Origin of the sequence: Streptomyces candidus, assembly GCF_014207445.1 — a bacterium.
Lineage (GTDB): Bacteria > Actinomycetota > Actinomycetes > Streptomycetales > Streptomycetaceae > Streptomyces > Streptomyces candidus.
In genome coordinates, this window is sequence record NZ_JACHEM010000025.1 from 21792 (window position 1) to 33164 (window position 11373).

7 protein-coding genes and 8 pseudogenes are annotated in these 11373 nt (G+C 68.9%); 3 read left to right on the forward strand and 12 right to left on the reverse strand.

What is annotated here, in order from left to right:
* Positions 1 to 49: 49 nt before the first annotated feature.
* Together HNQ79_RS30125 and HNQ79_RS34630 are read right to left on the reverse strand one after the other, a co-directional pair.
* The gene (locus tag HNQ79_RS30125; protein WP_185036160.1) at positions 50 to 634 is read right to left on the reverse strand and encodes an RICIN domain-containing protein; all 585 of its coding nucleotides are present in this window, start codon (positions 632 to 634) and stop codon (positions 50 to 52) included.
* A 226-nt stretch (positions 635 to 860) separates the two neighbouring features.
* Positions 861 to 1901, reverse strand: a pseudogene (locus HNQ79_RS34630) (ATP-binding cassette domain-containing protein); the annotation flags it as partial.
* Here HNQ79_RS34630 and HNQ79_RS34200 point away from each other — a divergent pair.
* Positions 1899 to 2296, forward strand: a pseudogene (locus HNQ79_RS34200) (monooxygenase); the annotation flags it as partial. The pseudogenes HNQ79_RS34630 and HNQ79_RS34200 overlap by 3 nt on opposite strands.
* 15 nt (positions 2297 to 2311) lie before the next feature.
* Here the strand turns inward: HNQ79_RS34200 and HNQ79_RS30140 are convergent.
* The 4 genes and pseudogenes from HNQ79_RS30140 to HNQ79_RS30155 form a co-directional block, all read right to left on the reverse strand.
* The gene (locus tag HNQ79_RS30140; protein ID WP_185036161.1) at positions 2312 to 3214 is read right to left on the reverse strand and encodes an oxygenase MpaB family protein; all 903 of its coding nucleotides are present in this window, start codon (positions 3212 to 3214) and stop codon (positions 2312 to 2314) included.
* A 111-nt stretch (positions 3215 to 3325) separates the two neighbouring features.
* Positions 3326 to 3568: pseudogene (locus HNQ79_RS30145) on the reverse strand (type I methionyl aminopeptidase); the annotation flags it as partial.
* A gap of 225 nt (positions 3569 to 3793) precedes the next feature.
* Positions 3794 to 4357 (reverse strand): GNAT family N-acetyltransferase, encoded by a 564-nt coding sequence (locus HNQ79_RS30150; protein ID WP_185036179.1) that lies wholly within the window; start codon positions 4355 to 4357, stop codon positions 3794 to 3796.
* A 148-nt stretch (positions 4358 to 4505) separates the two neighbouring features.
* Positions 4506 to 5423, reverse strand: coding sequence for a LysR substrate-binding domain-containing protein (locus tag HNQ79_RS30155; RefSeq protein WP_185036162.1), 918 nt, complete (start codon positions 5421 to 5423; stop codon positions 4506 to 4508).
* 43 nt (positions 5424 to 5466) lie between these two features.
* On the opposite strand from HNQ79_RS30155, the gene HNQ79_RS30160 reads away from it, so the two are divergent.
* Positions 5467 to 5946 carry a helix-turn-helix domain-containing protein gene (locus HNQ79_RS30160; protein ID WP_185036163.1) on the forward strand — a complete coding sequence of 160 codons (480 nt, stop codon included), beginning with the start codon at positions 5467 to 5469 and terminating at the stop codon, positions 5944 to 5946.
* A 168-nt stretch (positions 5947 to 6114) separates the two neighbouring features.
* Here the strand turns inward: HNQ79_RS30160 and HNQ79_RS30165 are convergent.
* The 5 pseudogenes from HNQ79_RS30165 to HNQ79_RS30185 all read right to left on the reverse strand — a co-directional run.
* Positions 6115 to 6369, reverse strand: a pseudogene (locus HNQ79_RS30165) (IS30 family transposase); the annotation flags it as partial.
* A 73-nt stretch (positions 6370 to 6442) separates the two neighbouring features.
* Positions 6443 to 6628 (reverse strand): annotated as a pseudogene (locus HNQ79_RS34205) (DDE-type integrase/transposase/recombinase); the annotation flags it as partial.
* 22 nt (positions 6629 to 6650) lie between these two features.
* Positions 6651 to 7881 (reverse strand): annotated as a pseudogene (locus HNQ79_RS30175) (IS110 family RNA-guided transposase).
* Between the two features lie 579 nt (positions 7882 to 8460).
* Positions 8461 to 8763 (reverse strand): annotated as a pseudogene (locus HNQ79_RS30180) (IS3 family transposase); the annotation flags it as partial.
* Positions 8764 to 8778: 15 nt separating this feature from the next.
* Positions 8779 to 9470 (reverse strand): annotated as a pseudogene (locus tag HNQ79_RS30185) (IS5 family transposase); the annotation flags it as partial.
* 285 nt (positions 9471 to 9755) lie between these two features.
* Between HNQ79_RS30185 and HNQ79_RS30190 the strand changes: the two are divergent.
* Entirely contained in the window at positions 9756 to 10595 is an 840-nt protein-coding gene (locus tag HNQ79_RS30190) for an IS5 family transposase (protein WP_185036164.1), read from the forward strand.
* Positions 10596 to 10887: 292 nt separating this feature from the next.
* Here HNQ79_RS30190 and HNQ79_RS30195 read toward each other — a convergent pair whose 3' ends face one another.
* A complete protein-coding gene (locus tag HNQ79_RS30195; RefSeq protein ID WP_185036165.1) occupies positions 10888 to 11106 on the reverse strand; it encodes a hypothetical protein in 219 nt (72 codons plus the stop codon).
* Positions 11107 to 11373 lie beyond the last annotated feature (267 nt).

Sequence of the window (11373 nt, forward strand, 5' to 3'; positions counted from 1 at the left end):
CGTCATCGCCGTTTGGCCACGGCGATCCTGTTCTGTCAGGGTGGGGTTATCAGCCGTTGGCGACCGGCGAGTTGTTGGCTGCCAGTCGCCACAGGCGGTCTGAACTTGGCTGCGCGTAGTTCAAGTGCAAGGTGTCCCAGCTGCCGTCGTTGTAGCGGTTCAGGGACATCGCGAGATCCTTGTTGACCATGGGACGGTAGATCCACCAGCCGGTGTGCGTGTCGCCGGCCATTTCGCGGATCAGGCTCCACTTCTGGAGCCGGGATCCATCGCACGTCTTCACGACGATGGTGGTTCCTCGTGCAGGTGTGGCGGAGCTGGGCTGGAGGCACTTGTTCGCGGCCTCGTTCTTGAACGTGGCCGTGTACGTGTTGGGTGCGTCTGCCCCCCAGGCCGAGAAGTCGGTTTCCCAGCTCTCGGTGCTGTAGTTCCAGGCGGGGTCGCGCAGCGTGATGGCAGGGGCGCCCTCCCCGGTGTTGTTGCTCAACAGGGCCAGTCGCCCTCCGCTCATCTTGTTGACGACATCCCGATCGGGATTGGGGGCTGCGGAGGCGGGGGCGACGCCGGCTGCGGTGAGGCCGGCCAGCGTCACCGCGACAGTTGCGAAGGCCCGGGCAGGACGATGCAGAGACATGGATGTGTCCTTTCCTCGTATCTCGCCAGATCACGAGAGTGCAACCATCGAAGCAACCCGATCCACATCCATATGACACGTCTGAGTTGAAACCCCCCGTTGAGGGGGAGCGCGAAGGATTCGTTCCCCTCAGGCTTCGCGGGCCGAGCCCCCGCCACCTCCTACGTGGCTCTGCCTTTCAGGGCTGTGGACGGGCGTGTGTACGGCGCAAACCGGAGAGCAGTGATCAGGTGGTGCCTCCGCTCATCCGTCGCTGCAGCTCCCACAAAGACCGGAAGTGTCCTGGCGGGTGAGCTGGGCGTAGGTGCCCTCCTGGACGATCCGGCCTTCGTCCAGGACCACGATCCGGTCGGCGACGGCTACATTGGTGAGCCGGTGCGTGATCAGCAGGATGGCGCGGTCCTTGGCCAGCTCACGCAGGCCGGAGAAGATCCGGTGTTCAGCACGGGCGTCGAGGGCGGCCGTGGGTTCGTCCATCAGCAGCAGCGCTGCCTGCCGGTGGAACGCGCGGGTGAGGACGAGGCGTTGCCACTGGCCGCCGGAGAGCTGCTGACCGCCGAACCATTCGCTGGTCATAAGGGTGTTCAGGCCGGAGCGGAGGCCCGGCAGCATTTCCGCGGCGCCGGACGCCTCGCACGCAGCGAGCAGGGCCGCGTCGCTGGTGTCGCCCTGACCGAAGGTTATGTTGTCGCGCATCGTCAGCGGCAGGTAGGTGAACTTCTGCGGGACCAGCGCGACGTGCTTCCACGACCGCCACGGGTCCAGGTCCGCTGTGGAAGCGTGGTCCCAGGCCACTTCGCCGCCAGTGGGCAGCAGCAGTCCGCACAGCAGACGGGAGAGGGTCGTCTTGCCGGAGCCGTTCTCCTCGACCAGCGCCACGATCTCGCCGCGCTGTACATGGAGGGAGACGCCGCTGAGACTGTCCTTGGGGGGCACCGTCGTACCGGTAGGTGACGTCGCGGACTTCGAAGCGTTCCGGGGTTGCGGTCAGGGGCGCGGTGCCGCGGGAGCCGGTTATGGCCTGGCCGTGGGCGTTGTCGAGGAAGTTCTGCCATTCCTGCCCGTACCGGCCGGTGCGCACCAGGCGGGCCCCGCCGTTGATGATGCCGCGTACCGAGCCGGTGGCCGTCTGCAGTACGAAGACGGCGCCGCCGCCGGCCGCCAGGCTCATCCGCCCGGAGGTCAGGAGCCACAGCAGGGCCGCCCACACCGCCGTCGAGGCGATCCCGCCTGCTATGGCTCCGGCCATTCCCATCCAGGCACCCGTGGCCGGTACGACGAGCACCTGGCCGGCTTCCCGGCTCTCGCCGCGTCGCTGAGCGGCCCTGCGGCGACACAGGTGCGCGGCGCCGGGCCCCTGCGGCAGCGGGTACGGCGCCGCACGGCGGGCCGGGTCCTGCTCGTGGGCGACGCCGCGGGGTATGTGGACGCCCTCACCGGAGAGGGCATCGCGCTCGCACTGGCGACGGCCGGGGCCGCTGCGTGGCCGCCGGGCGGCCGCAGGAGTATGAACGCGCCTGGGCCGGGCTGACCCGGCGGCACCGGCTGCTGACCGGCGCCCTGCTGACCGCGAGCCACCGCCCCCGTACCGCCCGCCTTATCGCCCCGGGAGCGGCCCGCATGCCCGCGCTGTTCGCGGCAGCCGTCCACGTACTGCAGTAGCGGTGAAGGGCGCCGCTACCGCCCTGTGCTCGGTGGGGCGGGTGGTGTGCGCGACGAGGCGGGCGGGGCCATCGCCCAGCGGATCAGGCCCGTCACGACGTCCCCCGACCTGCGCGTCATCGGTGCGAGGAGGCGCGGCGCCGTGGGCAGACCCAGTGCCAAGGACGCCCACGCGGGCATCAAAGCAACCGCGTTCGCCGTCAGCGCCTTGTACGGGACGCGGGCGGCCCGCGGCAGCGGAGGCTCCTTGACGATGAAGCGGGCGGCGTCCCGCGCGGCGGCCGTCGCCCGCAGTTCCGGGCGGAACCGGTCGAGTACAGCCCGCAGTTGCTCGACGTCCAGCGGCGGCTGCGCCACACCGAGCGCCGTGGCGATGCGCGCGGTGTCGCGCACGTAGGCGTCGCACTCGTTCCGGGTCAGCGGTTGGGCGCCGAAGGCCTGGTGCGCGGTGAGGAAACTGTCCACCTCGGCCGCGTGCACCCAGGCCAACAGGTGCGGATCGTCCGCCCGGTAGGGGCGGCCGTCCTCGGCGGTGCCCGTCACCCGGGTGTGCACCGCGCGTACCTGTGCGACCGCCGTCTCCGCGTCGTCGGCGGTGCCGTACGTCGTGACGGCGAGGAACGTGCTCGTACGGGCGAGCCTCCCCCACGGGTCGCCCCGGAATCCCGAGTGCGCCGCGACGGCCGCCATCGCCAGCGGATGCAGGGACTGCAGCAGCAGCGCACGCAACCCGCCGACGAACATGGCCGCATCCCCGTGCACGACCCGGATCGCGCGCTCGGGGCCGAACCAGCGGGGTCCCGGACTCTGGTGGATGCGTTCCCGGTTCCTCGGCCCGTCCGGGCCCGCCACCTGCGCAAACAGCTGGCTTCCCACTCGGTTCCGCAGAACCTCGCTCCCGCGCCGGATGACGTCCATGCCTCCAGTGTGCGGTCGAAAGGGACCCACGGCGCCTGCCCGCCGCCGAATCCACCCCGGGGGGCCTCGGCCGGGTGGGCACAGCACACGGTGCTCGGCCTGCTGTCGGCCCTACCGCCGGGACGACTGCGGCAGCGTGAGGATCTCGGCCCCGTCCTCGGTGACGGCGATCGTGTGCTCGCTGTGTGCCGTCCGGCAACCGGTCGCGCTGCGGAGCGTCCATCCGTCGGCGTCGGTGACGAGCTCGGCGGTGTCCGACATGAACCACGGCTTCAGGGCCAGTAGCAGCCCCGGGCGCAGGGTGTATCCACGGCCCGGCCGCCCGGTGTTGGCGATCTGCGGGTCCTGCGACAAACCATGCCAGATGATCCTCGGGCAGCCACTCGTTCAGCGACGGCGGCAACACAGGACCTGGTGCGGGTCGAAGCCCGAAACGTCTTGTCCACCGCCGCCGGGCGGCCCTGCGGCCGTTTCTTCTCGACCGGTGCAACCTCGAACAGTCCGCCCCCACCACGCATATCGTGATCATCTCGCATGAGCGCCGGCGGGTCGCCGCCGAGCCTTGGTGCGTGGCAGTGGTCAGCCCTGTTGGCGGAAATCCAGCATGTAGAAGACCTTGTCGTAGCGGTGTTCGCCGACGGCGACGAAGTCGGGCAGGCGGCCGTATTCGGTGAAGCCCAGTGACCGGTAGAGGTGAAGGGCGTTGGTGTTGTCGCCACGGGCGTCCAGGGCGAGGACCTCGATACCCGCCTCCCGGGCGTCAGCGATCAAGGCAGCGGTCAGCGCCCGACCGACACCATGACCATGGGCAGCAGCATCTACCGCGATCTTCTCAAGATCGGCGTGTGGCCGATGGGTCGGTCGGGCGTAGCGGAGCCAGTACCCCAGCCCGACAAGCCGACGATCGAGGTAAGCGGCACGCAGGGACGCGTCCCCGGCCTGCACCGCAGAGACGACGTGGCCGAGGAGTTCCGCCACCTCATCCCGCGAGGGTGGTTCGACCCAGCCCAGCGCAGCACCTTCACTGACCAGGTCCGCCAGGATCTGGTGGGCCGACTCCGCGAACCGAACCTCCAGCTCCGGATCGGAAGTCAGCTCCATGGCGTCAAGGATGGCGAACTCAAAGGTCACACCGCTGGTCATGGCCGGATTCATGAACCGCAGCCTAGCCAGCCCAAGGACCAGCCGAGACCCCGCGCTCCAGCCAGCCGTTACTGACCCACCAGCGCGCGGGGACGCTCCGTCGCAGCCCCCCTTCTGTCCTGGACGCTTGCTGTCGGCGTGCGTGGCGTCATCCATCGAGGAGTGCGTAGCCACGGGGCCGGGCCGCTGCAGTGCCGAGCGCCGCGATGACGGCCGCGGTGGTCGGGTTAGTCGTTTCGGTGTGGCGGGTCGCGGCGAACAGGAGGCGTTGGATCGGGTGGTCCTCGATGGGGGCCGCGCTGATTCCTGGTGTGGCTGGGTCGATGGCCGTCTGAGGGACGAGCGCGGTAGCGAGGCCGGACCGGGCGAGGGCGATCTGGGCGGCTATGTCGGCGGTGATGTAGCGCGTCGTGGGGGTGAAGCCGGCCTGTTGGCAGGCGCGCAGGATGGCCTGTCCGCAGTCCGTGGTCGCCGGTGGCACGACGAGGTGGTGCGTGGCCAGTTCGCGCAGGCCGAAGGGCCGTTCGTCGGATCCGTCGTCGGCGGTGACGACGAGCAGCGGGTCGTCGAGCAGCGGCCAGACCGCGATGCCCTTGGGCATGGTCTCCGGCACGTGGTGGTAGCGCTGCCCCAGCACCACGTCGACGGTGCCGAGTGTGAGTTCGCGCAGTTGTGCCTGGTCGGTGACGAGACAGGTGACGGCGAGCTGCGGATGGTCCGCGCCCAGCGCGGTCAGCGCGGGGGCCACGATCCTGGCGACGGTCGACGGCAGCGCGGCGAGCGTGGCGGTGTCGCCGACCATGCCCTTGACCGCCGCGACGGCGCACTCGGCTTCCTCCATCGCGGCCAGGATCCGGTCGGCGTGTTCGAGGAGGACACGGCCGGCCTCCGTGAGCGCGACGGTTCGCCCGTCGGGACGCAGGAGATCAACCCCGACGTCGTGTCTCAGTGCGGCGAGCTGCTGGGACACGGCACCGGCGGACAGCGCCAGGGACTGGGCGGCCGCGGTGATGGAGCCGCGGGCGGCGACGGTCTTCAGCATGTGCAGACGGCGGATATCCAGCATGACTCGATAGACTACCTAAAGGGTTCCATCAGGAATCACCCCCTTGACCTGCCGAGTCGAAGTGAGCGACCTTCTGCGCATGGAGATCTTCGACTGCATCGCCGCCGTGGCCAGGCCGGTCCACAACTTCGGCGACGAGTTCATGTCCGACGACGCGACCGCCGCCATCGGCCTGCGCGCCGGGTTCGCCCCGGGGCGCGGCTTCTATTGCCGAGGCCGGTTCGGGGTGCTCGGTGAGGCACCGGCCGCTGTGGTCCAGGCGGTGCAGGGGTTCCTCGGCCCCGATCTCATCGCCATCGGCTGGCGGGCCGGTCGGCCCGTGATGCCGGCGGAGGAGGCCGCCGCCTGCTACGCGCAGGCCGTCCGGGCGTGGGGGCGCGCCCACTTCCCCGCTGACGTCGACGTGGAGCACTTCAACGGCCTGGCACAGTGGCTGATCGACGCCGCCGACGCCGACTCACTACGGCTGGCGCGAGCCGGGCCCGGCCGCCGCGGCCCTGGTCCCCCAATGGCAGCGCGCTGAGCGGCTCACGGACGAGCTGCAGGCGCCGCTCTACGCCGCGCTGACCGCCCGGCAGCGTGCCGATTCGCCCAGCTGGTCGACGCGTTGACCAGCACCCAAAACTCATGACCGTACGTCACAGACACCGGCAGGTACACGAAAGGACGGCTGATAGCGGCCATGCTTTTACCGGCCCGTGGGCTCGGCCAACGAGATCGGAGGCATGCCGCCAGCGTGACGAAACCACCTCGCACCCACCGGCCACGACACGCCGACCGCCAACGACGCCTCCACCGTCGTGACCCCCGTAGCGATCAGCCGCCAGAACTGGCGCTGCACGACTCGAGACTGATCAGGCCGCCCCGGCGAACGCATCGCCGGCCGCAACGCACGATCAGCGCGCCACTGCCGACGCCGACCCTCCGGAACATCGCTGGTCTGCAAGCTCCAGTCTGCCGTGGCCACGTCGCGCACCTCCGAGATCAGTGTGTTGGGACGACCAGTTGAATCCACCCTGGGCTCCGTGGTCGGTGTGCATGATCGATCCGACGAGGCTGCCGCGGGTGCGGACCGCTGCGGCCAGGGCGTCGGTCACGAGATCCGCGCGCATGTGGTCGGCGATCGCCCAGCTGGCCAGACGGCGTGATGCGAGGTCGATGACGGTCGCCAGGTACCAGATTCTTCCGCCGTCGATGGGCAGGTAGACACCTCAGGCGTGTAACTCGTCAAGCTGCGGCGGCAAGTTCGACGGGGAAGGCAGTGTGCTCGTCGAACAGCTTGTGGTGCTGGAGGCAGTGGTAGAGCTGGCCGATCATGCGGTTGAAGAGGTTGCGCTGGGCGGCGGCGTGCCAGTCTCCGTGGTCGTCGCGGCGTCGGCGGTAGTGGGATTTGGCACCGGGTGAAGAGGTGAGGGAGGCAAACGCCCAGAGGTATCCAGCGTGGTTGAGCCGTTCGTTCTTGACCCACCTGCGGGTGATGCTGGACTTCTTCCCGGAGGCTCTGGTGATGGGCGAGGCGCCGGCGTATGCCTTCAGGCCGCGGGCGTCGGCGAACCGCCCGCGGTCGTCGCCGATTTCGGCGAGCACCCGGGCGCCGAGCTGCGTGCCGAGTCCGGGGAAGCTGAGGATGATCTCAGCGTCCGGATGCTGCGGGAACGTCTCCTCCACCGCCGTCGCGAGGTCATCCGCGGCCGTGCAGGCGGCTTCCAGCTGGACCAGGAGCGCGAGCATCTGCTTGCCGAGCGCGTCCTCGACCAGTTGCGGCTGGTGGGACCAGTCGGCGCGGAAGACTTCCCGGAGCCGCTCGGCCTCGGCGTCGATGCCGCGCTGGCGGCCTGCCCGCTTCAGTGCGGCCTGCAACTGCGTGCGGGTCAGCCTCGAGGCCTTCGCCGGTGTCGGGGCGGCCTTGAAGAGCTCGTGAGCCTCGCGTCGGCAGAGTCCGTTGCGCCAGGGGTCGAAGGCTGCGAGGGCGGAGGGGTAGTACTCGCGCAGGAGTGATCGGAGCTGGTTGGAGATCTGCTGGCGGTTCCAGGTGGCGTACTGCTGGGCACGGGCGAGTACGGCGATGGCCCGGCCCAGGTCGCCGTCCTGGGGCAGGGGCCGGTGGGCGTGCATGTCGGTGCGGAGGATATTGGCCAGCACGAGGGCGTCGCCCGGATCGGACTTCTTGCGGGAGACGGAGTGCCGGTCGCGGTAGCGGGCGGCGGGCCATCGGGTTGATCGCGAAGACCTGCCGCCTTCCGGTCCTGAGCACGGCCACCAGCGGGCCGCGGGAGGTCTCGATCGCGACCGGGATCGGGCTCTCCTGGCTGTCGCCGTGCTCGGCAAGCAGGTCGAGCAGGATCCGGGAGCCAGCGGTGTCGTCGGCGATGTGCCGCTTGGCCAGCAGCTGCCCGCTGTCGTCGACCAGCGCGAAGTCGTGTGTCTTCTCTGCCCAGTCGATGCCGCAGTAGATCAAGGCCCCTCCCAGTGGATTCTATGTGCGTTTGTGCTGGTCACGAGCTCATGCGGAACCACGCAGCGACCTAATCCCAGGACTCAGCCGTCATGGCTGGTCCGCCACCTCAGTAGCTGTTCGTGGCACCAGCTCACCCCACGGGCCTCGGTCTAAACGGGAGCTCGGACAGCTCGGGCTTCACAAGAGGTCACCGTGGCGCGGGCTCGCACCACCAACACCAACGAGTGATCAAGGGTTGGGTGTTGACGCTCGCAGGTGCCGGACGCCGCCGCCCTACCTGTAGGCGCGGGGCCAGGTGATATCCAGGCGTCCGACCGGCACCCACGGGCACCAACACCCCCACCACGAAGTACGAGACATCGGTGGTGGCCGACAGGCGCCTCGAAGCGGCGGGCCCGCAGGAGGCTTGTGCCGCCGGCGCCATCCTCTTGGGCTCCCGTCACCACCATGAGTGCAGACCTGCGCACCGATCTACGGAGAGGCTTCCAGCAGCCCGGGAATCGAAGGATGTCGCAGCCCTGCACTCGAACAGACCAGAAGAAATCGATCTCCTCCAGCACTGCCCTTAACAAGGGATTAGGTGATGTCGCCGACGTGCTTCGTGTTCAGGGCCTTGGCGGTGAAGTCGCGGCCGATCAGGTCCGGAGCTTTGGCCGCCGCCGGGTCGGGGACGGTGGTGCGGTGCCGGTGGCGCAACCGAACTCCTTCGATCCCGGACTCCCGCATGATCCTGGCGACCCGCTTGTGGTTGACCGCCTCGCCGCTCGTCTCGCGGAGCTCGGCGGTGATTCTGGGAACTCCGTAGGTGCCGTCGGATTTCTGGTGCACCGCCCGTATCCGGGCGGCCAGTTGTGCGTCGGCCGCCTGCCGGGCAGCGCGGTCCCGGGCTGTCCGGCGCCAGGCGAAGGTCCGCTCGACAACCCAGCGTGTTTTGCCCAGGCCGGAGCCGTGCGGGGTGCCGCGGCGGGCGATCTTGGGTGTGATCCCGCGCGTGCGGACCAGACGCCGGTACTTGTCGTAGTCGTAGCTGCGGTCGGCGAACAGCCGCCGGGGCCGGTGGCGTGGCCGGCCTCGCAGTCCACAGATGCGGGGTATGGCGTCCAGCAGCGGCATGAGCTGCGTGACGTCATGACGGTTTCCGCCGGTCAGGGAGACGGCGAGCGGAGTCCCGTGCCGGTCGACGATCAGGTGGTGCTTGCTGCCGGGCCGGGCCCGGTCGACCGGCGAAGGTCCGGTGTGAGCCCCCTTTTGAGGGCCCTGACGTGCGAGCCGTCGATCGAGGCGTCGTCCATCTCCAGCAGGCCCTCTGTACGCAGTTCCGCCAGGAGAACCTCATGCAGGCGGGGCCACACTCCGGCCTCGGTCCAGTCCCGCAGACGCCGCCAGGCCGTCACCCCGCTGCAGCCCACCAGCTCCGCGGGAACGTCCCGCCAGCTCACACCCTTGCGCAGCACGTACACGATGCCCCGCAAGGCAGCACGGTCATCCACCGGCAACCGCCCCGGATACCGATGCCGCCGCGCCGGCCGAGTCGGCAGCAGCGGGGCTATACGTTCCCACAGGTCATCAGGCACAAGATCAGCAGACACCCGCCAGATCCTGCCGACCCAACACCCAACTGCCAAGCCACCACACCGATCTCTTTCTGAAACGATCAGTTAGAGGGTGTTTAGTTCCTATTAGTAGACCTTTAAGTCGGTATCTGCATCGGCAAGAGTGGGGCAACTGAGACCAGTGGGAGCCTTGGTGCAGAAGTCACGCTTTCGTGGGCGTCTTCGCCTTGCTGCTCCTGTTTCATCCCAACACGTCGTGTTGTGCGCCGTGTGCTTCAAGCGCCGGTCTGAGCGCCCGGGGCCGCTGGGTAGTCCCGGATCGTGTCTGAACGCCGCCGTTACCCGAGTGATCTGTCCGATGCCCGATGGGAGTTGGTCGAGCCGGTCCTGACGGCCTGGCGGGCCGAACGCCGCGGCCGCGGCCTGGACATCGGCCGGCCGCCCGACCACGACCTGCGGGCTCTGCTGGACGCGGTCCTCTACGTGAACCGGACCGGGATCCCGTGGCGGTACCTGCCGCACGACTACCCGCACTGGAACACCGTCTACGCCTACTTCGCCCGCTGGCAGGAAGAAGGCGTCTTCGACCAGCTCAACAGTCTCCTGCGGCGCCAAGTCCGCAGGCAGGAGGGCCGCGAGGAAGAACCGACCGCCTGCGTCATCGACTCCCAGAGCATCAAGACCTCCACCAACGTCCCCGCCGCCGGGCAGGGCATCGACGCAGGCAAGAAGATCGTCGGACGCAAGCGGAGCATCGTCATCGACACCGTCGGACTCCTCCTCGGCGTGCTGGTCACTGCCGCGAGCGTGCAGGACTCAATCGCCGGCCAGACCCTGATCGAGAAGATCGCCGCCGAACATCCCACCGTTCGCAAGACCTGGGTGGACGGCGGCTACCGCCAGCACCTCGTCGAGCACGCCGCCACCTTTGGCATCGACATGCACATCGTCCGCCGCGATCCCACCACCAGGGGCTTCACCGTCCTGCCCCGCCGCTGGACCGTCGAACGCACGCTGGGCTGGCTCATGATCCACCGCCGCCTGGCCCGCGACTACGAAGCCAAACCTCACCGCTCCGAAGCCATGGTCCACCTCGCGATGATCAACCTCATGACCCGCAGAATCACCGCCGAAACCACCCCGAGCTGGCGCGGCACATGAACCGCCCACAATTAGGCAATCAGGGATGAAACAACGGGAGAAAACGCCCTCTTAGCCTGTCCGCCCCACTCCTCACCGAAAGTCCCCACAGTGCCGCCCTCTCTGATCTGACCTGACACACTGGCCTTGCGGCATTCGCGCGTGGCAAGTGCCTCTGAGCGTATGCCCGTTCGCCCGAACACGGAGCGGTGTTGTCAGGTTGCCCTTCCTTCCGGCGTTGCCTCGCAAGTGCGTGCGGGATCCGCGCGGCCGGTGAGCGGACGCCCGCCCTGTCACAGATGCCCCGTCTTCCTTATGGTGCTCCGCCGCTGGAGGTCAGGGGTGGGGCGGGCCGCTGTTCCGTGTTCTCTTCTGCATGGTGAAGTTCGTGGTGTCCCTGGGTCCAGTGGTTGACCCACCCGCACAGTGCGCAGGCGTAGCGGCCGTCGAGCCCCTCGACCCGGGCGCCGCAGCAGGGACAGTCGGTACGGGTGATCACTGCGGTCTCCGGGCGTGGGATGCCGTTGTCCATGGGTTGATTCTGCCCCTGCTCCATGACGACCCGTGCGGATCGCACTGGTCACAGCACTTTGCCGACGTGCCAGGTAGAGGCGTCCACGAACTCCTCCAGCCGGGGGGCCGGGTATGCCCCCGCTCCGCTTCCGGGATCACTGACCACAGGACCGGCAGGACCTCCTCGGTCATACCGTCGTCGAAGCGCACGTGAACCGCGCGTGAGTAGCGGCTCCGGCAGGCGCTGGTGGGCGTGGTTGCCGACCGCTGGCGCAGCGCGCTGAAG

What these genes read in the sequence shown, in the direction of transcription:
- HNQ79_RS30195 (WP_185036165.1), bottom strand. Translation starts at nt 11,106, where the DNA reads ATGGACAACGGCATCCCACGCCCGGAGACCGCAGTGATCACCCGTACC.
- HNQ79_RS30150 (WP_185036179.1), bottom strand. Translation starts at nt 4,357, where the DNA reads ATGACCAGCGGTGTGACCTTTGAGTTCGCCATCCTTGACGCCATGGAG.
- HNQ79_RS30125 (WP_185036160.1), bottom strand. Translation starts at nt 634, where the DNA reads ATGTCTCTGCATCGTCCTGCCCGGGCCTTCGCAACTGTCGCGGTGACG.
- HNQ79_RS30155 (WP_185036162.1), bottom strand. Translation starts at nt 5,423, where the DNA reads ATGCTGGATATCCGCCGTCTGCACATGCTGAAGACCGTCGCCGCCCGC.
- HNQ79_RS30140 (WP_185036161.1), bottom strand. Translation starts at nt 3,214, where the DNA reads ATGGACGTCATCCGGCGCGGGAGCGAGGTTCTGCGGAACCGAGTGGGA.